The organism is Micromonospora sp. NBC_01740 (assembly GCF_035920365.1).
Taxonomy (GTDB): Bacteria; Actinomycetota; Actinomycetes; order Mycobacteriales; family Micromonosporaceae; genus Micromonospora; species Micromonospora reichwaldensis.
Genome location: NZ_CP109150.1, coordinates 3035447 through 3059952 on the forward strand (window position 1 = coordinate 3035447; position 24506 = coordinate 3059952).

Genomic DNA, 24506 nt, shown 5'->3' on the forward strand with positions numbered 1-24506 from the left:
CGCACCCTGGCAATCGCCCGGTGCCCCGGCTCCCTCCGACGCCGGCCGGCCTGTTCCGGCCGGCGTTCCGATGGAGCCGGGCACCGCGCGGATCGCCGTTGACCTCCTCGGCGGGGACGACGCTCCCGCCGTCGTGGTTGACGGCGCTCTGCGGGCCGTGCGCGCCGACCCGGACCTGCATCTGCTGCTCGTCGGCCCGGCCGAGGCCGCCGGCGAGGTGATCCGCGCCCTCGACCCGGCACAGCGTGCCCGGGTCACCGTGCGGCCGGTCCGCGCCGTCGTCGGCATGGCCGACCATCCCGTGGCCGCCCGTGCCGACAGCACCGTCCGCGCGGTGGTGCACGCCGTCCGCGACGGCGTCGCCGACGCGCTCGTCTCCGCCGGGTCCACCGGCGCCACCGTCACCGCCGTCGCGCTCGGCCTCGGCCGCTGGCCGGACGTGCGCCGGCCCGCGCTGATCGCCACCCTGCCGGCCGTCGCCGGCCCGGTGGTCCTGCTGGACGTGGGCGGCTCGCTGGAGCCGCGCCCGGCCACCCTGGCCCGCCACGCCGTGCTCGGCGCCGCCTACGCGGCGGTGGCCCACGCCGTCGTCGCGCCCCGGGTGGGGCTGCTGTCGGTGGGCACCGAGGCGGGCAAGGGCGATCGCGCCCGCCGGCTCGCCGATCCCGTCCTCGCCGCCGCGTCGCTGCCCTGCGACGGCCGCTACGTCGGCCTGGTCGAGGGGTACGACGTCTCCCTCGGCACGCGCGCCGATGTGGTGGTCACCGACGGGTTCACCGGTAACGTGCTGCTCAAGGCGATCGAGGGTGCGTACGCGATGGCCGGCGGGCCCCCGTCCGGCGGCGGCGCCCCGCGCGCGGCGGCCCTGCTCGGGGTCGCCGGGACGGTCGTCGTCTGCCACGGCGCCGCCCGCGCCGAGGACGTCGCCGCGGGCATCGCGCTGGCCGCCCATCTCTGGCGACGACGCGCCACCGACCACGTCCGCGCGCTGCTCGACGGCGCCGAGGCGGGCGACCGCGAGGAACGCACCGACCGCTCCACCGACACCGAGGTACCCACATCATGAGCAACGACAAGCGGCGGCGGGCGTCCGTCGGTCACCTGGAAGCCGCGTTCGGCGTCAGCCTGGATCCGGAGCTGCTCCAGCGCGCCCTGACCCACCGCTCGTACGCGTACGAGAACGGCGGCCTGCCCACCAACGAGCGGTTGGAGTTCCTGGGCGACTCGGTGCTCGGCGTGGTGATCACCACCGCGCTCTTCCACAACCATCCCGACCTGCCCGAGGGGCAGCTGGCCAAGCTGCGGGCCAGCGTGGTCAACATGCGGGCCCTCGCCGACGTGGCCCGGGGCCTCGGCCCGGACGGGCTCGGCGCCTATCTGCTGCTCGGCAAGGGGGAGGAGACCACCGGTGGCCGGGACAAGGCGAGCATCCTCGCCGACACCCTGGAGGCGCTGCTCGGCGCGATCTACCTCCAGTACGGGCTGGACACCGCCGCCATCGTCATCCACCGGCTCTTCGACCCGCTGATGGCCGAGTCGGCCGGCCGGGGTGCGGCCCTGGACTGGAAGACCAGCCTCCAGGAGCTGACGGCGGCGCTCGGGCTCGGCGTCCCCGAGTACCGCATCGAGGGCACCGGCCCGGACCACCTCAAGACGTTCACCGCCTGGGTGGTCGTCGCCGGCAACCGCTACGGCGGGGCCGACGGGCGCAGCAAGAAGGAGGCCGAGCAGCGGGCCGCCGAGGCGGCCTGGCGGACGCTCACCGAGCAGGCGGAGCGGGAGCCGGTCGGGCCGGAGGGCCCGGCGCCCGAGGACGGAACGGCGCAGACCGCCGAGGCGGGCCTGGGCCGTGCCTGAGCTGCCGGAGGTCGAGACCGTCCGGCAGGGGCTGGCCCGGTGGGTCACCGGCCGGCGGATCTCCGCCGTCGAGGTGCGCCATCCCCGCGCGGTACGCCGGCACGCGCCCGGCGGCGGGCACTTCGCCGACGTGCTGACCGACCGGACGGTGCTGGACGTGCGCCGGCGCGGCAAGTACCTGTGGCTGCCGCTGGACAGCGGCGACGCCGTGATCGGGCACCTGGGCATGTCGGGTCAGCTGCTGGTGCAGCCGGCCGACGCCCCCGACGAGACGCACCTGCGGGTCCGGTTCCGGTTCTCCGACGACGGTCCCGAGCTGCGTTTCGTCGACCAGCGCACGTTCGGCGGCCTGTCGGTCTCGGCCGGGGGCGCCGAGCTGCCGGCGGAGATCGCGCACATCGCGCGGGACCCGATGGACCCGCAGTTCTCCGACGCGGCGTTCGTCGCCGCGCTGCGCCGGCGGCGTACGGAGGTCAAGCGGGCGCTGCTGGACCAGACGCTGATCTCCGGCGTGGGCAACATCTACGCCGACGAGGCGCTGTGGCGGGCGAGGCTGCACGGCGCCCGCCCCACCGACGCGCTGACCGGCCCGGCCGCGCTGCGGCTGCTGGGCCACGTCCGGGACGTCCTCGGCGAGGCGATCAAGTCCGGCGGCACCAGCTTCGACGCCCTCTACGTCAACGTGAACGGGGAGAGCGGCTACTTCGACCGGGCGTTGAACGTCTACGGCCGGGAGGGGCTGCCGTGCCACCGGTGCGGCGCACCGGTGCGCCGCGAGGCGTTCATGAACCGTTCGTCGTACAGTTGCCCGCGCTGCCAGCCCCGCCCCCGGGCGGCCCTGCGGGGCTGACCCCACGCGGTCTCCGGGGCACGGGCGGCGCGTTCGCCCGGCCCGGCCCGCGAGGAGGTGCCGGTGGTCAGGGCGCCGCGCAGGGGAGTCGCCACGCGTCGAGCCGGCGTTCCTTGCGGATCGAGGAGAGACCGTAGCCCAGCGTGGTGACGCAGAAGTCCGTCGTCGAGCCGGCGTACTCCACGTGGAACACCGGCTTGCCCGCCTCGACGAACGGCAGCAGCCGGGCGCACTGGTCCAGCCGCACGCACTCCTCGTTGACGGCGAAGTCGAAGTCCGGGGCCAGTGCGGCCACCTGCCCCAGGTCGTTGATCAGGCCGGGGGAGAGGCTCAGCGAGCGGGCCAGCTCGGCCAGCCGGCGGTTGAACCGCAGTTGGTCGTCGAAGTCGAGCGGGAAGCCGGACCGGTGCGCGTACCCGTCGGCGTCGGCCAGGGCGACCGCCCCGAAGCCCTTGCCCCGGCAGAGCCGGAACCGGTCGGCCAGCACCGGCCGCAGCGCGTCCCACTGCCGTACGTCGAGCCAGCGGCCCTGCGGCCGGCGGGACGCGGCACCCCGTACGGCGGCCGGGAGACGGTCCGCGTCCGGGTCGGTCGGCAGGACGGAACCGACGTGCACCTGGCAGACCAGCCGGCGGTCCCGGGAGCGCAGCTCGGCGGTCTGCGCGGCGGTGGTGGAGACCGGGTCGAGCAGGAAGACGTCGGCGTCGACGGTGAGGTCCAGCACGCCGCTGAGCTGCCACTGCCACTGCCACCGGCCCGCCGACGCCGCCGGCCAGGCGGTCGGGGCACCGGGCGCGGCCAGGTCCGGCCGGCAGGCGGCGAGCACGCTCAGCAGGACGAGCGCGGCGCAGGCCGGCAGGGCCCGGCGCAGGCCCCACCCCACGGCGCGCGTACGCGGCCGGATCCGCATCGGCAGCTCCCGGGTCGCGGGCGGCGGCACACCGCCCGGAGCGGGTACGCCGTGTCGGCGTACCTCACCCGGTCAAACGAGTACGGCCCCGGCCACGACTCGCGTTCAGCGCGGCGCGGCGAAGACCTGCGTCCAGTACGGCCCGTTGCTGTTGGCGACGCCGACGCCGATCTCGGTGAAGGCGCAGTTCAGGATGTTGGCCCGGTGGCCGGAGCTGTTCATCCAGGCGTCCATGACGGCGGCCGGCGTCTTCTGGTTCCAGGCGACGTTCTCGCCGTAGGTGCGCCAGGAGTAGCCGACCCGGTCCAGCCGGGTCCCGACGTTGCTGCCGTCGCTGCCCGTGTGCGACATGTTCCGGTGGTCGGCCTGGTCCTGGCTGTGCCGCTGGGCGGCGGTCGTCAGCTTGTCGTCGACGCTCACCGCGCCGCAGCCGGCCTTGGCGCGCTCGGCGTTGACCAGGGCGACCACCTGGCTGGCCTGGCTACCGCCCCCGCTGCTGACCGGGGCCTTCGTGCCGCCGCCGGCCGGCGCCGTGCTCCGCTCGGCGCTGCGCCGCGAGGGCGCGGTGGTACGCGACGGCGCCGGCGTCGGCCTGGTGCTCTTCGTGGCCGACGGGGTGGGCCTGGCGGTGGTCGGCGCGGTGGTCGGCGCGGTGCTCGGGGTGGGCGGGGCGAGCGTGTCGCCGGGCGCCGGCGCGCCGCCCGGCAGCACCGGGGCGGCGGCGACCGTGTCGTCGACGGCGGTGGGGTCGGTCGCCGGGCCGTCGCCGGTCAGCGCGACCGCGCCGACGCCGAGGCTCACCACCAGCGTGGCGGCCGCGGCGGCACCGCCGATCACCAGCGGGCGGGGGAAGCGGCGGCGGGGGCGGTGGCGGCCCTCGGCGGTGGCCGGCGCCGTCGCGGCCGTCGCGGCCCGGAGCGCGGCGAGGTCGACGGGGGCGGTCGGGTCGTCGACCGGCCAGGCGCCGGCGGTCCGGTCCGCGGGGAAGGGGCGCTCCGCCGGGTACGCCCCGTCCGCCGGGCTGGCGGACCCGGGGGCCCAGCGGGGGTCCGGCTCGGCCTGCCAGCGGTCGGTGGGCTCGGGCCGCCAGGTCGCGGTCGCGTCGGTGGTCTGCGGCTGCCAGGTCCCGGCCGGCGCGGCGGGCTCGGGCTGCCAGCGGGCGGTCGGCTGGTCGCGGTGCCACTCGTCGGCGGGCTGCTCCGGGTCGTCCCCGAAGAGGTAGGCGGACCTCGGCTCCGGACGGTCGGTGAGCCAGGCCGGCGGCTCCTCGCCCAGCGGCTGCTCGCGGCGCCGGTCGGCGCCGTCCGGGTGGTACGGGTCGGTCCAGCCGTACACGCCTCTGCCTCCAGGGGGTCGGTTGCGGGCCGGGGTGACGCTACGTGGCGGGCGTGAACAGCGGCAACGTGGCTAAGGAAGAGTTAAGGGGAAGCCGGACGGCAGGGTGGGGACTTCCCGGGATCCGAGGCGTAGAGTCAAGGTGTCCGGACAGAGTGTGTCCGCGCCTTGTGGCAGCCCCCCGGCAAGTGGACAGGCCGACGTGGAAATGATCTACGGCCTGCGAGAACTTGACGAAAGAGGGGGTGTCGGCTCAATATGTAGGTGTCGCCAGTCGCGCCCGGTCATGCCCAGAATCGCCTGGGATGACAGCCGCGTACACATTTGGGCGCGCGTTGGCCGGCCCTTCCGGCAGCGCATATCAAGGAGTCAACATGGCTAAGGCCCTGTACGGCCACGTAGGTGCGGCGCCCGATCGGCGTCTGCTCGACGAGGTCACCCGACTGCGTACCACGGTTCGGGCTCTGGAGTTCGAGATCACGCGGCTGCGTGCCGAGAACGATCGGCTCGCGGCGGCTGCGGCGGAGGCGGACGATCTGCTTCGTCTGGCCGAGCCCGCGCTGACCTGATCTCCAGATCGCAAAACTGAATCGCATCACGCAAAAAGAGCGCGCCGACACTTCTGTGCCGGCGCGCAGCTCTGTCCGCACCCCTTTTCGCCGCACCAATTCGTGATCTTGTGCGGCCCGCCGCGACGATTCCCGTACGACTCCGGCCGACGGATGGTCCGCACCCGGGCGGGCCGGCCCGCGTCACCTGGGACGGGCGCCCGGCGGTCGCCAGGCGGGTCGCGTGCCCGGCGGTTCCCGGTCCCGGGTTAGTCTGCGGGTTCACCCAGGTCCGCGCAGCCGGCGACGGTACGGCGGCCACCGGACGAGGATCGAGAAGGTGCATCTCAAGAGCCTGACGGTGAAGGGCTTCAAGTCCTTCGCCTCCGCGACGACGCTCAAGCTGGAGCCGGGGATCACCTGCGTGGTCGGCCCCAACGGCTCCGGCAAGTCCAACGTCGTCGACGCCATCGCCTGGGTGCTCGGCGAGCAGGGCGCCAAGGCGCTGCGCGGCGGCAAGATGGAGGACGTCATCTTCGCCGGCACCGCCGGCCGGGCCCCGCTGGGCCGGGCCGAGGTGACCCTCACGATCGACAACACCGACGGCGCGCTGCCGATCGAGTACACCGAGGTGTCGATCACCCGCCGGATGTTCCGCTCCGGCGAGAGCGAGTACGAGATCAACGGCGACACCTGCCGGCTGCTCGACATCCAGGAGCTGCTGTCGGACTCCGGCATCGGCCGGGAGATGCACATCATCGTCGGCCAGGGGCGACTCGACGGGATGCTGCACGCCAAGCCGGAGGACCGGCGGTCGTTCGTCGAGGAGGCGGCCGGCGTCCTCAAGCACCGCAAGCGCAAGGAGAAGGCGCTGCGGAAGCTCGACGCGATGCAGACGAACCTCAACCGGCTCACCGACCTCACCGCCGAGCTGCGCCGCCAGCTCAAGCCGCTGGGCCGGCAGGCGGAGGTGGCCCGCCGTGCCGCCGCCATCCAGGCCAACCTGCGCGACGCCCGGCTACGGCTGCTCGCCGACGACCTGGCCACCCTGCGCGCCACCCTGGACCGGGAGATCGCCGACGAGACCGCCGTGCGCGAGCGGCGCGAGCAGGTCGAGGCCGAACACACCGAGGTGCAGGCGCGGCTGGCCGAGCTGGAGGCGGCCCTCGCCGAGGACGCGCCGCTGCTGGCCGCCGCGCAGGACACCTGGTACAAGCTCTCCGCCCTCTCCGAGCGGTTCCGCTCCATCGAGCAGCTCGCCCGGGAACGGCTGCGGCACCTCAGCGCCACTCCCGACGACGAGCGCCCCGGTCGCGACCCCGAGCAGTTGGAGGCCGAGGCCGAGCGGATCCGGGAGCAGGAGGAGGAGCTGCGCGGCGCGCTCACCGACGACCAGATCCGGCTGGCCGAGGCCGTCGAGCACCGCCAGGAGCTGGAGCGGCAGCTCGCCGCCGCCGAACGCGAGCTGGTCGCCGCGGCCAAGGCGATCGCCGACCGGCGGGAGGGCCTGGCCCGGCTGACCGGTCAGGTCAACTCCGCCCGCGCCCGGACCACCAGCGCCGGCGAGGAGATCGAGCGGCTCGCCACCGCGCACGCCGACGCGCTGGCCCGGGCCGACCAGGCCCAGGCCGAACTCGACGCGGTCGCCGAGCAGTCCACCGAGGCGGACCGGGACAACGCCGACCTCGACGCCCGGCACGCCGAGGCGGTCGCCGCCCAGGAGCGGGCGCAGGCCACCGTGCGGTCACTTACCGACGCGGAGCGGACGGCGGAGAAGGACGCCGCCACCTGGAAGGCGCGGGAGGAGGCGCTCGCCCTCGGCCTGCGCCGCAAGGACGGCGCGGGCGCGCTGCTGGCCCGCGCCGACGAGGTCCCGGGCCTGCTGGGCAGCCTGGCCGGGCTGCTCACGGTCGCGCCCGGGCAGGAGGCCGCGCTCGCCGCCGCGCTCGGCGGGCTCGCCGACGCGGTCGCGGTCAGCGGCGTCGACGAGGCGGTCGAGGCCATGCGGCTGCTGAAGATCTCCGACGCCGGTCGCGCCGGCCTGCTGGTCGGCAGCCCCGCCGGGCCGGGCATGGACGGGCCCGCCGACGCGCTGCGGCCGAAGCTGTCCGACGGCGCCCGCTGGGCGCCCGACCTGGTGGAGTGCTCCCCGCAGCTCCGCCCGGCGGTGCACCGGGCGCTGCGCGACGTGGTGCTGGTCGACGACCTCGCCGCCGCGGCCGAGGTGGTCGCCGGCAACCCGGAGCTGCGCGCGGTCACCCCCGACGGCGACGTGGTGGGGGCGTACGCGGCGGCCGGCGGGTCGGCCAAGGCGCCCAGCTTCATCGAGGTGCAGGCCGCCGTCGAGGAGGCCCGGTCGAACCGGCTCGCCGCCGAGGTCACCGGCGCGGAGCTGCGCGAACAGCTCGTCGACGCCCGCGCCGAGGTGGCCGCCGCCAAGGAGACGGTGCAGCACGCCGCCGCCGCCAAGCGGGAGGCGGAGAGCCACCGCAACGCCGCCGCCCGCCGGCTGGCCGAGCTGGGCGCGGCGGCCCGCTCGGCGAAGGCGGAGACGGACCGGCTCGGCGAGTCCCGGGCCCGCGCGGAGGCCGCCCGGGAGCGGGACCTGCTCACCCTGGCCGAGCTTGAGGAGCGGCTGCGGCTGGCCGAGGAGACCCCCGTCGACGCGGAACCCTCCACGGAGGAACGCGACCAGCTCGCCGCGATGGTGCCGCAGGCGCGGCAGAACGAGATGGAGGTCCGGCTCGCGGTGCGTACCGCCGAGGAGCGGGTCTCCTCGATCGCCGGCCGCGCGGACTCCCTGCGCCGGCAGGCCACCGCCGAGCGGGCCGCGCGGGAACGCGCGGCGGCCCGGCGCGCGGCGCGCACCCGGGGCGCCGGGATCGCCCGGGCCGTGGCGGGCGGGGCCCGGGAGGCCCTCACCCGGCTGGCCACCTCGATCGCCGCGGCCGAGGAGCACCGCGACGCCGTGGCGCGCGAACGCGCCGCCCGCGAGGCCGAACTCCAGGAGGTACGCGGCGCGGCCAAGCGGCTCGGCGCGGAGCTGGAGCGGCTGACCAGCCAGGTGCACCGCGACGAGGTGGCCCGCGCCGAGCAGCGGCTGCGCATCGAGCAGCTGGAGGCAAAGGCCGCCGAGGACTTCGGCCTGGACGTGGAGACCCTCGTCGCCGAGTACGGCCCGGCCCAGCCCGTCCCGCCCACCCAGGCCGACGTGGCGGCGGCCGAACGCGACGGCCTGCCGGTGCCCGAGCCGGTCCGCTACGAGCGGCCGGTGCAGGAGAAGCGGGCCGCCAAGGCGGAACGGGAACTGGCCCTGCTCGGCAAGGTGAACCCGCTGGCCCTGGAGGAGTTCGCCGCGCTGGAGGAGCGCTACAAGTTCCTCTCCGAGCAGCTGGAGGACCTCAAGGCCACCCGCCGGGACCTGCTCACCGTGGTCAAGGACGTCGACGACCGGATCCTGGAGGTCTTCGCCAGCGCGTTCGCCGACACGGCCCGGGAGTTCCAGCAGGTCTTCACCGTGCTCTTCCCCGGTGGCGAGGGGCGGCTCGTGCTCACCGACCCCGACGACCTGCTCACCACCGGCATCGAGGTCGAGGCCCGCCCGCCGGGCAAGAAGATCAAGCGGCTGTCGCTGCTCTCCGGCGGAGAGCGTTCGCTGACGGCGGTGGCGATGCTGGTGGCCATCTTCCGGGCCCGGCCCAGCCCGTTCTACATCATGGACGAGGTCGAGGCGGCGCTCGACGACGTCAACCTGGGGCGGCTGATCACGCTGCTGGCCCAGTTGCGGGAGAAGAGCCAGCTCATCGTCATCACGCACCAGAAGCGGACGATGGAGGTCGCCGACGCCCTGTACGGCGTGACCATGCGCAACGGGGTGACCCAGGTGATCAGCCAACGGCTCAACCGGGCCGACGGAGACGAGCGGCGTGGCCGCGGCGAGGAGAACGAGTAGTGGGTCGGGAACGGGCGACGGCGCTCCTGGTGGACTTCGACGGCGTCCTGCGCAGGTGGGACCCGGCGGTGGCCGCCGGGGTGGAGCGGGAGTACGGCCTGTCCGACGGCGTACTCACCGAGATCGCCATGCAGTGGGGGCGGCTCCAGCCGGTGCTGACCGGCCGGGTCAGCCACGCCGACTGGATGGCCAGCGTGGCCGACGCGCTGGCCGACTCCGTGGGCGGCCCCGAGCGGGCCCGGGCGGCCGTGGAGCAGTGGCAGCGCTACCGGGGCGAGGTGGACCCGGAGGTGCTCGCCTTCGTCCGCGAGGCGCGGGCCGGCGGCATCCGCGTCGGGCTAGGCACGAACGCCACGGACCTGCTCGATGCCGACCTCGCCGCGCTCGACCTGACGGACGAGTTCGACGTGGTGGTCAACTCGTCCAGGGTCGGGGTGAACAAGCCGGCGAAGGAGTACTTCCAGGCGGCCTGCGAGGCCCTGGAGACCCCGGCGGCCCGGGTGCTCTTCGTCGACGACGAGGACTGGGCGATCCGGGGCGCCCGGGTCGCCGGCCTGTCGGCGCTGCGCTGGAGCGGCCCGGCCGACCTGCGGTACGCGCGGGCCGCCCTGGCGTACTGACCGGTTCCGGCCCGCCCCGCCGGGGGCTACTCGCCCGTGACGCCGTCGATGCGTTCGCGGATCAGGTCGGCGTGGCCGTTGTGCCGGGCGTACTCCTCGATCATGTGCACGTAGATCCAGCGCAGGTTGAACGTCCGGCGCTTCGGGCCGACCTCGGTGAAGGTCTCGTCGAGCGACCGGCCGGCGGCGGCGGCGCGGGCCAGCGCCACCTCCCGGTGGTAGGTGGCGAAGTCGGCCTCGGCGTCGGCGGCGCTGACGTCATGGTCGGCGTCCGGGTTGTCGGGCGTGAAGTAGGGGTAGTCGACCTGCTGGCCGGCGAGGTTCTCCCGGAACCACCAGGCCTCCACCTCGGCCAGGTGCCGGACCAGGCCGAGCAGGGTGAGCCCGGAGGGCTCGACGCTGGGCGTCTTCAGTTGTTCGGCGGTCAGCCCGGCACACTTGAGCAGCAGGGTCTGCCGGTGGAAGTCCAGCCAGCCCTCCAGCATGGTGCGCTCGTCGCCGACGTAGGGCTCGGGGGTCCGGGTGATCTCCGGTGCTCGCCAGGTCATGCCGGTCATCCTGGCTGGCACCTCCGACAACCGGCGAGCGGTTTATCGGGGTGCCGGCGCGTGGGCGGTGGCCCGCCCGGCGCGGGTGGGCAGGCCGGGGCGCGGCGGGAGGCTCACCCGCCGGGGGTCAGGCCCTGCCGCATGACCTCGCGCAGGTGGCCGTCGCTGGTGGTGCCCTCGATCGTCACCTCGGCCGTCCGGCCGGCGTGCACCAGCGTGGCGACCGCGTTGCCGAAGTACGGCCCGGCCAGCCGCTTCCAGCGGAACGGCGGGCGGCGTACGCCGGCGGTGCGGGCCAGCGCCCGGGTGGCCCCGGACGGCCCGGACGACCAGCCGAGCTTCATCAGCGGGCGCATCCCGGCCGGGACCTGGTTGTGGATGGGCGAGCAGGTGAGCTGGTGCACCGGGGTGACCACGCTCCGGTCGTCGAACCGCGCCCGCGCCACGTACGAGTGGTGCACGTCGCCGGAGAGCACGCTGATCGACGCCGGTGGCGCGTACGCCGGGCCGGCCCCGACGCGCTCGCCGGGCTCGCCGGGGGTGCCGCTGCCGAGGCGGGCGAAGAGCGCGCCGAGCGCGTCGAACGAGCGGCGGAACGCGGCCCAGTGCTCCAGGTCCAGCCCCCGGCGCAGCTTCTCGGCCAGCCGGGCGACCCAGGGCCGCCGCGAGTCGGCCAGCTTCTCGTTCCACGCCTCCACGTGGTGGATGCCCGGCGGCAGCAGCCAGGGCAGGGACGCGCCGACCACCAGGTGGTCGTAGACGCCGTGGGCGCGGTCGAGGAACCACGACCACTCGCCCGGGGGCAGCATCGCCCGCTGGCCCGGCTCCAGCACCCGGCTGCACCGGTTGTCGAGCATGACCAGCCGGGTCCGGCCCAGGTCCAGCGCGTAGCTCCACTGGTACTGCACGGCCCGCCACCGTTCGGTGTCGTGGGCGAGGTCGGCCTCGGTGTCGACCCGCTGCCCGAACTCGCGCAGCACGCCGGTGGCGTCCTCCGCCGCGACGACCTTGGCGTAGACCGGGTCGGCGGCGATCTCGTCGGGGGAGAGGTTGCCCAGGTGCTGGTAGACCCAGTACGAGGCGAGGCCGCTGGTGATCCGCTCCGCCCACCACGGCTGCTCGCGCATGTCGGAGCGCCAGGAGGCCGAGGTGTTCCAGTCGTCGATGACCTCGTGGTCGTCGAAGATCATCACGCTCGGCACGGTGGAGAAGAGCCAGCGGATCTCCGGGTCCCGCCAGGACTCCAGGTAGAGCTTCGTGTACTCGTCGAAGCTGACCACCTGGTCGCCCGGCGCGCCCTTCGGCCGGCGGCGGCGCCGCTTCAGCAGCCGTCGGACCGTGGGCGACGTCACGTCCGCGTAGACCTGGTCGCCGAGGAGCACCAGCAGGTCGGGCACCTCGGTCGTAGCCGGGTCGGCCATCAGCCGCCGGGCGTACGCGTCGAGGGCGTCCGGGGGCAGCCGCCGGGTGGTGGCGTGCTGGGTGGTCTCCCGGCAGGAGCCGAAGACCAACCGGACCGGCTGGTCGAGGTCGTCGGCCGCCCGGGTGCGGATCACGCTGGGCGGGAAGTCGCTCTTCGGCACCGGCCAGGCGACCTCGTCGTCGATCAGCACCTCGTAGGTGGTGGCGCTGTCGGGGGTGAGCCCCTCCACGACGACGAGCGCGTAGTGGTGGTCGTACGCCGAGAAGGTGGGCGCGGTGCCGCCGGCGCCGTCGGCGGTGCGGACGGTGACCACCGCGGGCGCGCTGGTCTCCACCCAGACGGTGGCCGTCGTGCCGACCACCCTGCGGAGCAACGGGCCGATGAGCAGGTGTGCCGCGGGCATGGTCGACCTCCAGATGAGCGGACTTCATCTTTACTACCCGGCCGGCGGTCGCACCACTGCTGGCTGTGAGCGAGCCTACCGCCGGCCTCCGCGGACCCGGTCGGGAGCGGTGGCTGGGACAGCTTCGCCGGCATCTGACAGGATTCCGGCATGACCGAATACCTCCTCATCGCGCTCGCCCTGCTCGGCGTGCTGATCCTTGGCGGCATCGGGCTGGTCGTGCCGCGGTTGCGCCGGCGACCGGAGCCGCCGCTGCCGAAGACGGAGGTCGACACCCGGGCCGAGGAGGACCTGGCCGGCCCGCCGGTCCAGGCACCGGAGGCCGAGTTGTCCACCGGGATCCTGGTGGAGCCGCCGGTGGTGGAGGCCCCGGCACCGGTGCTGGAGGTCCCCGAGCCGACCGCCGGCCGGCTGGTCCGGCTGCGCTCGCGGCTGTCCCGCTCGCAGAACGTCTTCGGCAAGAGCCTGCTCGGCCTGCTCAGCCGCGACCACCTCGACGAGGACACCTGGGAGGAGATCGAGGACAGCCTGATCACCGCCGACGTCGGCGTCGACGCCACCCGCGACATCGTCGACCGGCTGCGCGAGCGGACCCGGGTCCTCGGCACCCGCTCCGGCGGCGAGCTGCGCGCCCTGCTCGCCGCCGAGCTGGTCAACGCGCTCGACCCGACCCTGGACCGGTCCCTGCGGACCGCGCCCAAGGAGGGCGTGCCGGCGGTCGTGCTGGTCGTCGGCGTCAACGGCGCGGGCAAGACCACCACCTGCGGCAAGATCGCCCGGGTGCTCGTCGCCGATGGCCGCAGCGTGCTGCTCGGCGCCGCCGACACCTTCCGGGCGGCCGCCGCGGACCAGCTGGAGACCTGGGGCGGTCGGGTCGGCGCGGAGACCGTGCGGGGCCCGGAGGCGGCCGACCCGGCCAGCGTGGCCTTCGACGCCGTCAAGCGGGGCATCGACACCGGCGTGGACACCGTGCTCATCGACACCGCCGGCCGGCTGCAGAACAAGATCGGCCTGATGGACGAGCTGGGCAAGGTCAAGCGGGTGGTGGAGAAGCACGGCCCGATCGACGAGACACTGCTGATCCTCGACGCCACCACCGGGCAGAACGGGCTGGAGCAGGCCCGGGTCTTCACCGAGGCGGTCAACGTGACCGGTGTCGTGCTCAGCAAGCTCGACGGCACCGCCAAGGGCGGCATCGTGATCGCCGTGCAGCGCAAGCTGGGCATCCCGGTCAAGCTGGTCGGGCTCGGCGAGGGCAAGGACGACCTGGCCCCGTTCGACCCCGCCCAGTTCGTCGACGCGCTGCTCGGTACCGAGCCGCTCGCCCGGGACGCGTAACCTCGCAGTGACGACCGACGATCGCGCCTACGCCGGGTGGCGCGACCCCAGCCACCCGTCGACGGGCCTCGGGAGACCGTACGTGACTTCGCAGGAGATCCCGCTGCACGGCGGGAACGTCAGCACCGTCGTCCGGGTCGGCGACACGGTCCGGCGCAACGCCGGGCCGTGGACGCCCTCGGTGCACGCCCTGCTGCGCCACCTGGAGTACGTCGGGTTCACCGGCGCCCCCCGCGCGCTCGGCATGGACGAGCGCAACCGGGAGGTCCTGTCGTACCTGGAGGGGGAGTGCGGGGAGTACCCGCTGGCCCCGCACTGGGTCACCGACGAGGCGCTGGTGACCGTCGCCACCATGCTCCGCATGTTCCACGACGCCCAGTACGGCTTCGTCCCGCCGCCGGGCGCGGTGTGGCGCTCGTTCGGACCGCCGCCGCCGGACACCGAGGTGATCTGCCACCACGACGCCGCCCCGCACAACGTGATCTGGCGGCCCGACGGCACCCTGGGGCTGATCGACTTCGACCTCGCCTCGCCCGGCGCCCGGATCTACGACGTGGCGTACGCGGCCTGGACCTGGGTGCCGATCTTCTCCGACCGGGACTCGATCACGCTCGGCTGGAAGCACCCCGACCGGCCGCGCCGGCTGCGCCTCTTCGCCGACGCGTACGGGCTCATCCCCCGGGACCGGCACCGGCTGATCCGGACCATCCGCAAGCGGATCGTGGACCACGTGGAGGGCATCCGCCGGATGGCCGCCGCCGGTGAGCCGGCCTTCGTCCGGATCGTGCACAAGGGGCACCTGCGCCGGCCGATGCGGGACCTGCGGCTGCTCGACTACGAGCGCAACGCCCTGGAGTACGCGCTGCGCTGAGCGGTCCGTGCTGTCGGCCGCGCCGGCCGGCGGTGAGCTTCTCTTCACACGTCCGAAACAACCCGTCACCGTTCGGAAATCGACGGGTGACGCTGGGGGAAACAGGGAGCGAGCAGGCTTCCGCCCATCCGGCGTACGGGCGACGCTGCCCCGGAAGCCGTGAAGGAGGGAACTTCACCTTTAGGAGGCCAGCGTGCCTGAGGCACCCACGATCGATTCCGGCAACACCGTGTGGTTGCTGGTGTCGACGGCGCTCGTGCTGCTCATGACGCCCGGACTGGCGCTGTTCTACGGCGGCCTCAACAGGTCCAAGGGTGTACTGAACATGATGATGATGAGCTTCTCCGCGATCGGGCTCATCTCCGTTTTGTGGTGGTTCTACGGTTTCAGCATCGCCTTCGGTAGCGATGTCAACGGGCTCTGGGGCGACCCGGGCGCCTACCTCGGTACCAAGACCTTCCTCGCCGAGACCGACCTCTGGGGCGCGACGGCGGAGAACCCGAGCGGCATCGGCGTCCCGCTCTACGTGTTCATGGCCTTCCAGATGATGTTCGCCGTGATCACCGTCGCGCTGATCAGCGGCGCGATCTCCGACCGGGCGAAGTTCGCCGGCTGGCTGCTCTTCGCGTTCGGCTGGGCGACGCTTGTCTACTTCCCGGTCGCGCACTGGGTGTGGGGCGGCGGCATCATCGGCGGCGACCTGCACGCGCTCGACTTCGCCGGCGGCACCGCCGTGCACATCAACGCCGGCGCGGCGGCTTTGGCCCTGGTGCTGGTGCTCGGCAAGCGGCTCGGCTGGCCCCGGGAGGGCATGAAGCCGCACAACATCCCGCTCGTCGCGCTCGGCGCGGGACTGCTCTGGTTCGGCTGGTTCGGCTTCAACGCCGGTTCCGAGCTCACCGTCGACTCGGTCGCCGGCCTGGCCTTCATCAACACCCAGCTCGCCACGGCCGCCGCCGTGCTCGGCTGGATCGTCGTCGAATGGATCAAGGACAGGAAGCCGACCCTGGTCGGCGCCTCGTCCGGTGCCATCGCCGGCCTGGTCGCCATCACCCCGGCCTGCGGCTTCATCGCCCCCTGGGCGGCGGTGCTGCTCGGGCTCGTCGCCGGGTCGGTCTGCGCGCTGGCGATCAGCCTCAAGTACAAGCTCGGCTACGACGACTCGCTCGACGTAGTCGGCGTGCACTTCGTCGGTGGCTGGATCGGCTCGCTCTGGCTCGGCCTCTTCGCCACCAACTCGGTCAACGGCGCGATCACCGACGTGATCGGCGCCTCCGACGGGCTCTTCTACGGCGGCGGGGTGACCCAGCTCGGCCGGCAGGCCCTGGCCGGCCTGATCGTCACCGTCTGGTCCTTCGCGGTGGCCTGGGTGCTCGCCTTCGGCATCGAGAAGACGATCGGCTTCCGCCTGCGGGCCGAGGACGAGGTCGGCGGCATCGACATCGCCGAGCACGCCGAGAGCGGCTACGACCTGTCGCCGGCCACCGGCAGCGGCGGGGGCAGCGCGTTCGCCATGGCCGGGCTGACCGGCGCCAGGCCGGCGACGGAGCCGGCGACCGCGCCTGCCGAGCCCACCGTGCCGGCTGCCGAGCCCACCGTGCCGGCTGCCGAGCCCACCGTGCCGGCTGCCGAGCCGGCCGAGCCGGCCGCCGGGTCCGCCGCCGAGACGGTCGCCCGTTAACGTTCCTGGGATGGAGGGGTTGGACATGAAGCTGGTGACCGCGGTCATCAAGCCGTACCAGCTGGACGCGGTGAAGGAGGCCCTGCACGCCCTCGGCGTGGCCGGCCTGACCGTCAGCGAGGTCCAGGGCTACGGGCGGCAGAAGGGGCACACCGAGGTCTACCGGGGTGCCGAGTACACGGTCGAGTTCCTGCCCAAGATCCGGGTGGAGGTGCTCACCGACGAGATCGACGTCGACAAGATCGTGGACGCCGTCGTCGGCGCCGCCCGGACCGGCAAGATCGGAGACGGGAAGGTCTGGGTGACCGCCGTCGAGGAGGTCGTCCGGGTCCGTACCGGCGAGCGCGGCCTCGACGCGCTCTGACCGGCCACTGACATGACCTCGTCGACCAGGAAGAACGCGTCGGGACACACCGGCAACGGCGCCGCCGCCCTCCTGGTCGACGAGGTCGTCGGCGTCGACGGCGGCATCGGGGCGACGGCGCGGGCCGCGCGGGCCGACGCGTACGACCGGTGGCTGCGCGGGCTGCTGCCGCAGCGGCCCGGGGTGGCGCTGATCGCCGTCGGCGGGCTGGGCCGCCGGCAGTGCGCGCCGCACGGCGACCTCGACCTCGTCCTGCTGCACGCCGGGGTGCCCGGCGTGGACGAGCTGGCCGCCTCGGTCTGGTATCCCGTGTGGGACGCCGGGCTGCGGCTGGACCACTCCGTCCGGACCGTCGCCGAGGCGCTCTCCGTCGCCCAGGACGACGTGAAGGTGGCCCTCGGGCTGCTCGACGCGCGGCTCGTCGCCGGGGACGCCGCGCTCGCGGACACCCTCGTCCGCACCGCCGCCGACCACTGGCGGCGCACCGCCGTACGCCAGCTCCCGGCGCTCCGCGAGATCACCGCCGCCCGCTGGGCCGCCCACGGCGAGCTGGCGTTCCTGCTGGAGGGCGACCTGAAGGAGGCGGCCGGCGGGCTGCGCGACGTGGGCATCCTGCGGGCGATCGCCACCGCCGGGATCACCGACGCGCTTCGCCCCGCCGTCCGCGCCGCGCACCTGCGGCTGCTCGACACCCGGGACGCGCTGCACCGGCAGGCCGGCCGCCGGGTCGACCGGCTGGTCGCCCAGGAACGCGACGGGGTCGCCGCGCTGCTCGGGCTCCGGCAGTCACCGGCTGGCGGGTCCGACACCGCGCAGCGGGCCGCCGCCGAGTCGATCGGCGACGGGGACACGCTGCTGCGCCGGGTCGCCGGGGACGCCCGGACCGTCAGCCACGCCCTCGACGACGCCTTCCGCGCCGCCGACCGGCTCCGCTCCGGCCGCCGCCGGGGCGGCGACGGGCGTCCGCTGCGCCGACCGGTCGCCCGGGACGTCGTCGAGCACGACGGCGAGCTGGTGCTGGCCCGCACCGCTATCGGGGCACGCCCCGACCCGAGCCTGTCGCTGCGGGTCGCCGCCGCCGCGGCCGTCACCCGGCTGCCGATCGCCCGGGCCACCTGCGAGTGGCTGGCCGCGTACTGCCCGCCGCTGCCGGCGCCGTGGCCGGCCGAGGCCCGGGCCGCGCTGGTCACCCTGCTCGGCGCCGGTCCCGGCCTGGTGCCGGCCTGGGAGACCTGCGACCGGTACGGGCTGATCGAGGGCTGGCTGCCCGAGTGGACCCGGCTGCGCAGCCTGCCGCAGCACAACCCCGTGCACCGGTTCACCCTCGACCGGCACCTCGTGCAGACCGCGTACGAGGCCAGCCGGCACACCCGCGAGGTGGACCGCCCCGACCTGCTGCTGCTCGGCGCACTCCTGCACGACGTCGGCAAGGGGCTTCCGGGCGACCACAGCACGGTCGGGGTGCCGCTGGCGGAGGCGGTGGCCGCCCGGATCGGCCTGCCCGCGCCGGAGGTGGCGCTGATCGGCACGCTGGTCCGGCTACACCTGCTCCTGCCCGACGTGGCCACCCGGCGGGATCTCGCCGACCCGGTCACCATCGCCGGGGTGGCCGAGCGGGTCGGCGACCCGACCACGCTGGACCTGCTGCACGCCCTGGTGCGGGCCGACGCCGCCGCCACCGGCCCGGCCGCCTGGTCGGACTGGAAGGGCCGACTGGTCGCCGAGCTGGTCACCCGGGTGCGGACCGCGCTGGACACGGGCGCGCTGCCCGCCCCGCCCGCCCCCGATCCGGCCCTGCTGGCGGGGCCCCTGCCGGTCGTACACCTGACGGCCGACCGGGTGGCGGTGGCCGCGGCGGACCGGCGCGGCCTGCTCGCGACGGTGGCCGGCTGCCTGGCGCTGCACCGGCTGGAGGTGCTCTCCGCCGACGCCTCCACCGTCGACGGCCGGGCCCTGGTCGAGTGCCGCGTGCAGCCCCGGTACGGGCTCGCGCCCGACCCGATCGCCCTCGGCGCCGACCTGCGCCGCGCGGTGAACGGGGACGTCTCGGTCACCCAGCGGCTGCGCGGCCGGGCCCTGGCGGCGCGGTCCGAGGGGGCCGCGCCCCGGGTGGTGTGGCACCGCGAGGCGGCCACCGACGCCGTGCTGCTGGAGCTGCGCGCCGCCGACGCGGCGGGCCTGCTCTACCGGGTCACCTGTGCCCTCGACGAGGCCGGCGCCCAGGTGCGGGCGGCCCGCATCTCCACCCTCGGCGGCGACGTGGTGGACGCCTTCTACCTCGTCGGCGGCTGGCCGGACGACGCCGCCCGGGCCCGTCTGGAGGCGGCGGTGCTGGCCGCCGTGTGACGATGTGCCTCCCGCCGGCCCGGGGAGCCTCGGCGCGCGCGGGCGTGCCGGCGCTCATCCGCGCCCCGGCTGTGCCCGGCCCGGAGCGGCCGTGCGGCCCGGCCGGCTACCCTAGCGGTGGCCGGACACCTCGCCCGGTCGCCGATGTGCCCGCCGGAACACTGACAAACGGGATGTTCGCGTGTTTGACACCTTGAGTGACCGCCTGTCCGGGATCTTCACCAAGCTCCGCGGCAAGGGTCGGCTCACCGACGCCGACATCGACGCCACCGCGCGCGAGATCCGCCTCGCGCTGCTGGAGGCGGACGTCGCGCTGCCGGTGGTCAAGGGCTTCATCGCCAACGTCAAGGAGCGGGCGCGCGGCTCCGAGGTCTCCCAGGCGCTCAACCCGGCGCAGCAGATCATCAAGATCGTCAACGAGGAGCTGATCAACGTCCTCGGCGGCGAGGGGCGGCGGCTCCAGTTCGCCAAGCAGCCGCCGACGGTGATCATGCTCGCCGGCCTCCAGGGTTCCGGTAAGACCACCCTCGCCGGCAAGCTGGCCCGCTGGCTCAAGGCCCAGGGCCACCAGCCGCTGCTGGTCGCCGCCGACCTCCAGCGCCCCAACGCCGTCGGGCAGCTCCAGGTGCTCGGTGGCCGCGCCGGCGTCGAGGTGTACGCCCCCGAGCCCGGCAACGGCACCGGCGACCCGGTACAGGTGGCGCGCGCCTCGATCGAGCACGCGAAGCGGGCCGCCCGGGACATCGTCATCGTCGACACCGCCGGCCGGCTCGGCATCGACGCCGAGATGATGCAGCAGGCCGCCGACATCCGCGACGCGGTCGAGCCGGACGAGGTCATCTTCGTCATCGACGCCATGGTCGGCCAGGACGCGGTGCGCACCGCCGAGGCGTTCCGCGACGGCGTGGGCATCACCGGCGTGGTCCTCTCCAAGCTCGACGGCGACGCCCGCGGTGGCGCCGCGCTGTCGGTGCGGGAGGTCACCGGGCAGCCGATCCTCTTCGCCTCCACCGGCGAGAAGCTGGAGGACTTCGACGTCTTCCACCCCGACCGGATGGCCAGCCGGATCCTCGGCATGGGCGACGTCCTCACTCTGATCGAGCAGGCCGAGCAGGCCTTCGACACCGATCAGAAGGAGAAGATGACCGCCAAGCTGATGGGCGGCGAGCAGTTCACCCTGGAGGACTTCCTCGACCAACTCATCGCGGTCCGGCGGATGGGCCCCATCGCCAACGTGCTGGCCATGATGCCGGGCATGGGGCAGATGAAGGACCAGCTCGCCGAGGTCGACGACAAGCACTTCGACCGGGTCACCGCGATCATCCGGTCGATGACCCCCGCCGAGCGCACCAACCCGAAGATCATCAACGGCTCGCGCCGGGCCCGCATCGCCAACGGCTCCGGCGTCACGGTGATGGACGTCAACCAGCTGCTCAACCGCTTCACCGAGGCGCAGAAGATGATGAAGCAGATGGGCGGCATGATGGGCCTGCCGGGCGGCGGCCGGCGCAAGGCGACCAAGTCGCCGAAGAACAAGCGCAAGGGCACCAAGGGCGGCAACCGGCCGCGCGCCGGGGCGGGCGCCGGGATGCCGGGCGGCTTCCCGGGCGGCATGCCGCAGCTCCCGCCGGGCATGGACCCGAACGACCTGGCCGGCGGCCAGGGCCTCCCGCCGGGCTTCAAGCTGCCGAAGATCGACTTCAACAAGCTCGGCAAGGGCGGCGACGGCCGGCCCCGCTGACGCGTGTCGCTGGCGACCGCTCGCCCGTCCCCGTCGAGGACGCGCTGCTGGCCGTCGAGGTCCTCTCGCCGACCTCGACGTTCCGCGACCTCTACGACAAGGCGAAGGTCTACGCGCACGCCGGGGTGCGGACGTACTGGGTGGTCGACCCGCTGCACGAGCGGATGACCCTCACGGAAGACACGCTCGGCCCCGCCGGCGAGTACGAGGCGGTGACGCACACCGAGGACCTCTTCGTCGCCGAGCGGCCCTGGAAGGTCTCCGTCGACCTGCCCGCGCTGACGGCAAGGCGGGCCGGGCTGCTGGCGCGCGACGAGGGCTGAACGCCGCCAGCCCGCGCGGGGCGGGAAGAATGGCGGCGGACCGCCCCCTTTCGCGCAGACGGAGGACGCATGGACTGGCACGTACGCGGCGTGGTGCTGCCCGACGACGAGGTCCGTGACCTGTGGCTGGTCGGCGACCGGGTCACCTTCACCCCGGTTGCCGGCGCGGAGACGATCGCCGACGGCGGGTTCGTGCTGCCCGGCCTGATCGACGCGCACTGCCACATCGGCATCGCCCGCGGCGGCGCCCCGATCACCTCGCTCGACCAGGCCCGCGAGCTGGCCCGCGTGGACCGGGACGCCGGGGTCCTCGCCATCCGCGACGCCGGGTCGCCCTACCCGTACCCCGAACTCGACGACGAGCCCGACCTGCCCCGGCTGGCCCGCGCCGGCCGGCACGTCGCGCCGCCGAAGCGCTACCTGCGCGACATCGGCGTCGAGGTCGGCGCGGCGGAGGTGGCGGCGACGGTGGCCGCGCAGGCGCGCGCCGGCAACGGCTGGGTGAAGCTGGTCGGCGACTGGATCGACCGGGGGGTGGGCGACCTCGCCCCGGCCTGGGACGCCGACACCATGGCGGCCGCCGTCCGGGCCGCGCACGCCGCCGGGGTACGCGCGGCCGTGCACACCTTCTCCGAGTCGGCCGTCGAGATCATGGTGCGCGCCGGGGTGGACTCGGTGGAGCACGGCACGGGCCTCAGCCTGGACCTGATCGACGAGATGGCCCGCCGGGGCACCGCGCTCATCCCCACGATGATCAACATTCGGACCTTCGGCGGGATCGCCGAGCAGGCCCGGGAGAAGTTCCCCGGCTACGCCGAGCACATGCTCGCCCTGCGCGACCGCTTCCCCGAGGTGGTCCGTTCGGCGCACGAGGCCGGGGTCCCGATCTACGTGGGCACGGACGCGGGCGGCGGCATCGACCACGGCCTCGCCGCGGAGGAGATGCTGCTGCTGCACGAGCAGGCCGGCATGTCCACCACCGACGTGCTCGCCGCCGCGTCCTGGCGGGCCCGCGAGTGGCTCGGCTTCCCCGGACTGGTCGAGGGTGGCCTGGCGGACCTCGTCGTCTACGCCGAGGACCCGCGCGCCGACCTGCGCGCCGTACGCACCCCCGCCCGCATCGTGCTGCGCGGTCGCGTCGTCCGCTGACCCGCCGCGCCGGGGCGTCGGCGCGGATGCTCCCGGTCGGGCCGGTGGCGCTCCCGACCGGCGGCGCGGCGCTGCCCCGGGGCGGCGCCCGGTCAGCCGGTGTGGGCCTGGGTGACCGCGTGCAGGAGCAGGTACACCGCGAGGTCGGCGAGGGCGGCGGCGGTCTGCGCGACGGGGGCGCCGGGCAGGACGATGTGGCTGATCACCAACCGGACGACCGAGTCCGTGGCGAACGCGACGGCGTTGCGGTCGGCGCCCGGCAGCACGCCGTCGGCCCACTCCAGCAGCACCTCGGTGGCCTCGGTCAGGACCAGCTCCGACCGGGTGGTGAGGTAGGGCAGCAGGTCGTCCGAGCCGCCCCGGGAGCTGGTCAGGACGGCCTTGATCAGCGGGTCGTCGGCCGCCTGCGTGAGGGTGTGCGAGATGGTGGCGTGCGCGGCGGCCCGCACGTCGTCGCCGTGGGCGCGCAGCAGGGCGCGTACGTCGCCGACGAACCGGTCGACCTCCCGCCGGGCGAGCGCCTCGGCCAGCCCCGCCTTGGTGCCGAACTCGTTGTAGACCGTCTGCCGGCTGACCCCCGCCGCGCGCGCGACGGCGCCCATCCGGACGCCGTCCCAGCCGGTCGCGATGGTCAATGCCCGGGCGGCCTCGACGATCGCGTCCCGGGAACGGGTGCCGTCCCTCACCTCGCCCATGGTGGTCGAATCCTAGCCCGGCCGCACCGCCCGGCACGGCGGAGACCGCCGACGTCGCGCCCGATGACGTCGTCCCTTCGGCCGACGCATAGGATGTGCGGTCATGGCACGCGTGCTCACTCCCCGTGCGGAGGACTTTCCCCGCTGGTACCAGGACCTGATCGCCAAGGCGAAGCTGGCCGACAACGGCCCGGTCCGGGGGACCATGGTCATCCGCCCGGCCGGCTACGCCATCTGGGAGCGGATGCAGGCCGAGATGGACGCCCGGATCAAGGCGGCGGGCGCGGAGAACGCGTACTTCCCGCTCTTCATCCCGGAGAGCTACCTCAAGCGCGAGGCCGAGCACGTCGAGGGCTTCTCGCCGGAACTCGCGGTGGTCACCCACGGCGGCGGCAAGCAGCTCGCCGAGCCGGTGGTGGTGCGCCCCACCAGCGAGACCGTCATCGGCGAGTTCATGGCCAAGTGGATCGACTCCTACCGGGACCTGCCGCTGCTGCTCAACCAGTGGGCCAACGTGGTCCGCTGGGAGCTGCGCCCCCGGATCTTCCTGCGCACCAGCGAGTTCCTCTGGCAGGAGGGGCACACCGCGCACGCGACCCGCGACGACGCCCGCGCCTACGCCCGCCGGATCCTGCACGAGGCGTACGAGGACCTGATGGTCAACGTGCTCGGCATCCCGGTGGTCGTCGGCCTGAAGACGGCCCGCGAGCGCTTCGCCGGCGCCACCGCCACCTACACCTGCGAAGGCATGATGGGTGACGGCAAGGCCCTCCAGCTCGGCACCAGCCACGAGCTGGGGCAGAACTTCGCCAAGGCCTTCGACATCAGCTACTCGTCGGCCGAGGGCGGCCGGGAGCACGCCTGGACGACCTCCTGGGGCACCTCCACCCGGATGCTCGGCGGCCTGATCATGTGCCACGGCGACGACAACGGGCTGCGCGTGCCGCCGAAGCTGGCGCCCGTGCAGGCGTACGTCATGGTGGTCAAGGACGGCGAGGGCCCTGGCGGCCCTGCCGAGGTGGCGAAAGAGCTTTGCGACGCGTTGCGCGACGCGGGCGTCCGGGTCGCGCTCGACGACCGCGTCGACACCCCGTTCGGCCGCCGGGCCGTCGACGCCGAGCTGCGCGGCTATCCCGTACGCGTCGAGGTCGGCCCCCGCGACCTGGCCGCCGGCAACGCGGTCGTGGTCCGGCGCACCGACGGCTCGAAGTCCCCGACGCCGGTGGCCGACGTGGTGACCGCCGTGCTGGCCGCCCTCGACGCCGACCAGCGGGCCCTGCACGACCAGGCGCTGGCCCACCGGAAGTCCCGCACGGTCGAGGTGTCGACCCTCGCCGAGGCGATCGAGGCGGCGGCCACCGGCTGGGCCATGGTGCCGTGGTCGGCGGTCGGCGTGCAGGGCGAGACGGAGGCGAACGGCCAGGGCGTCACCGTGCGCTGCCTGCTGCGCGCCGACGGCTCGGTGCCCGACTCCGAGGACGAGCCCGACCTGGTCGCCATCCTGGCCCGCGCCTACTGAGCCCCGCCGCACCCCTCAGGTGCCGCGGCAGCT

At 74.5% G+C, this 24506-nt stretch carries 20 protein-coding genes; 15 read left to right on the forward strand and 5 right to left on the reverse strand.

The features are described 5' to 3' along the window. The first annotated feature begins 70 nt into the window (after positions 1–70). Genes OG989_RS14305 through mutM form a run of 3 tightly spaced genes read left to right on the forward strand, consistent with a single transcriptional unit; the run spans position 71 to position 2707 of the window. The gene (locus OG989_RS14305) at positions 71–1066 is read left to right on the forward strand and encodes a phosphate acyltransferase PlsX (protein ID WP_151455410.1); all 996 of its coding nucleotides are present in this window, start codon (positions 71–73) and stop codon (positions 1064–1066) included. Continuing rightward, positions 1063–1857, forward strand: coding sequence for a ribonuclease III (gene rnc, locus OG989_RS14310; RefSeq protein ID WP_151455409.1), 795 nt, complete (start codon positions 1063–1065; stop codon positions 1855–1857). Before OG989_RS14305 ends, rnc begins: the two co-directional genes overlap by 4 nt. Next, a complete protein-coding gene (mutM, locus tag OG989_RS14315; protein WP_151455408.1) occupies positions 1850–2707 on the forward strand; it encodes a bifunctional DNA-formamidopyrimidine glycosylase/DNA-(apurinic or apyrimidinic site) lyase in 858 nt (285 codons plus the stop codon). Before rnc ends, mutM begins: the two co-directional genes overlap by 8 nt. Before the next feature lie 67 nt (positions 2708–2774). On the opposite strand, the gene OG989_RS14320 is transcribed toward mutM, so the two are convergent. Beyond that, positions 2775–3617: an endo alpha-1,4 polygalactosaminidase gene (locus OG989_RS14320; RefSeq protein ID WP_327030763.1), complete on the reverse strand. Its 843-nt coding sequence runs from the start codon at positions 3615–3617 to the stop codon at positions 2775–2777. A 105-nt stretch (positions 3618–3722) separates the two neighbouring features. Continuing rightward, positions 3723–4952, reverse strand: a complete 1230-nt coding sequence (locus OG989_RS14325) for a CAP domain-containing protein (RefSeq protein WP_327030764.1) — start codon at positions 4950–4952, stop codon at positions 3723–3725. 374 nt (positions 4953–5326) lie between these two features. On the opposite strand from OG989_RS14325, the gene OG989_RS14330 reads away from it, so the two are divergent. From OG989_RS14330 to OG989_RS14340, 3 genes are all read left to right on the forward strand, one after another. After that, positions 5327–5521 carry a hypothetical protein gene (locus OG989_RS14330; RefSeq protein ID WP_091621030.1) on the forward strand — a complete coding sequence of 65 codons (195 nt, stop codon included), beginning with the start codon at positions 5327–5329 and terminating at the stop codon, positions 5519–5521. Positions 5522–5840: 319 nt separating this feature from the next. Beyond that, complete coding sequence (smc, locus tag OG989_RS14335) at positions 5841–9452, forward strand: chromosome segregation protein SMC (protein WP_327030765.1); 3612 nt, start codon at positions 5841–5843, stop codon at positions 9450–9452. Further along, positions 9452–10072: an HAD-IA family hydrolase gene (locus tag OG989_RS14340; protein ID WP_151455315.1), complete on the forward strand. Its 621-nt coding sequence runs from the start codon at positions 9452–9454 to the stop codon at positions 10070–10072. Before smc ends, OG989_RS14340 begins: the two co-directional genes overlap by 1 nt. Positions 10073–10098: 26 nt before the next feature. On the opposite strand, the gene OG989_RS14345 is transcribed toward OG989_RS14340, so the two are convergent. Together OG989_RS14345 and OG989_RS14350 are read right to left on the reverse strand one after the other, a co-directional pair. Continuing rightward, on the reverse strand, positions 10099–10620 hold the full coding sequence (locus OG989_RS14345; protein WP_151455316.1) for a DinB family protein: 522 nt from the start codon (positions 10618–10620) through the stop codon (positions 10099–10101). Between the two features lie 113 nt (positions 10621–10733). Continuing rightward, on the reverse strand, positions 10734–12446 hold the full coding sequence (locus tag OG989_RS14350; protein ID WP_151455317.1) for an alkaline phosphatase D family protein: 1713 nt from the start codon (positions 12444–12446) through the stop codon (positions 10734–10736). A gap of 150 nt (positions 12447–12596) precedes the next feature. Here OG989_RS14350 and ftsY point away from each other — a divergent pair, with 150 nt between their 5' ends. From ftsY to OG989_RS14390, 8 genes are all read left to right on the forward strand, one after another. Further along, positions 12597–13784 carry a signal recognition particle-docking protein FtsY gene (gene ftsY / locus OG989_RS14355; protein ID WP_151455318.1) on the forward strand — a complete coding sequence of 396 codons (1188 nt, stop codon included), beginning with the start codon at positions 12597–12599 and terminating at the stop codon, positions 13782–13784. A gap of 7 nt (positions 13785–13791) precedes the next feature. Next, on the forward strand, positions 13792–14655 hold the full coding sequence (locus OG989_RS14360; RefSeq protein ID WP_192581443.1) for an aminoglycoside phosphotransferase family protein: 864 nt from the start codon (positions 13792–13794) through the stop codon (positions 14653–14655). A gap of 193 nt (positions 14656–14848) precedes the next feature. Continuing rightward, positions 14849–16336, forward strand: coding sequence for an ammonium transporter (locus tag OG989_RS14365; protein WP_327030766.1), 1488 nt, complete (start codon positions 14849–14851; stop codon positions 16334–16336). Between the two features lie 25 nt (positions 16337–16361). Further along, positions 16362–16700, forward strand: a complete 339-nt coding sequence (locus tag OG989_RS14370; protein WP_176733926.1) for a P-II family nitrogen regulator — start codon at positions 16362–16364, stop codon at positions 16698–16700. A 12-nt stretch (positions 16701–16712) separates the two neighbouring features. Further along, the gene (locus OG989_RS14375; protein WP_327030767.1) at positions 16713–19046 is read left to right on the forward strand and encodes a [protein-PII] uridylyltransferase; all 2334 of its coding nucleotides are present in this window, start codon (positions 16713–16715) and stop codon (positions 19044–19046) included. A gap of 181 nt (positions 19047–19227) precedes the next feature. Then, on the forward strand, positions 19228–20787 hold the full coding sequence (gene ffh, locus OG989_RS14380; RefSeq protein ID WP_151455319.1) for a signal recognition particle protein: 1560 nt from the start codon (positions 19228–19230) through the stop codon (positions 20785–20787). Positions 20788–20831: 44 nt separating this feature from the next. Continuing rightward, complete coding sequence (locus OG989_RS14385; RefSeq protein ID WP_327031162.1) at positions 20832–21110, forward strand: Uma2 family endonuclease; 279 nt, start codon at positions 20832–20834, stop codon at positions 21108–21110. A gap of 69 nt (positions 21111–21179) precedes the next feature. After that, on the forward strand, positions 21180–22259 hold the full coding sequence (locus OG989_RS14390; RefSeq protein ID WP_327030768.1) for an amidohydrolase family protein: 1080 nt from the start codon (positions 21180–21182) through the stop codon (positions 22257–22259). 92 nt (positions 22260–22351) lie between these two features. Here OG989_RS14390 and OG989_RS14395 read toward each other — a convergent pair whose 3' ends face one another. Next, positions 22352–22954 (reverse strand): TetR family transcriptional regulator, encoded by a 603-nt coding sequence (locus tag OG989_RS14395; protein WP_151455321.1) that lies wholly within the window; start codon positions 22952–22954, stop codon positions 22352–22354. Positions 22955–23057: 103 nt separating this feature from the next. Here OG989_RS14395 and proS point away from each other — a divergent pair, with 103 nt between their 5' ends. After that, a complete protein-coding gene (proS, locus tag OG989_RS14400) occupies positions 23058–24473 on the forward strand; it encodes a proline--tRNA ligase (protein WP_151455322.1) in 1416 nt (471 codons plus the stop codon). Positions 24474–24506: the final 33 nt, after the last annotated feature.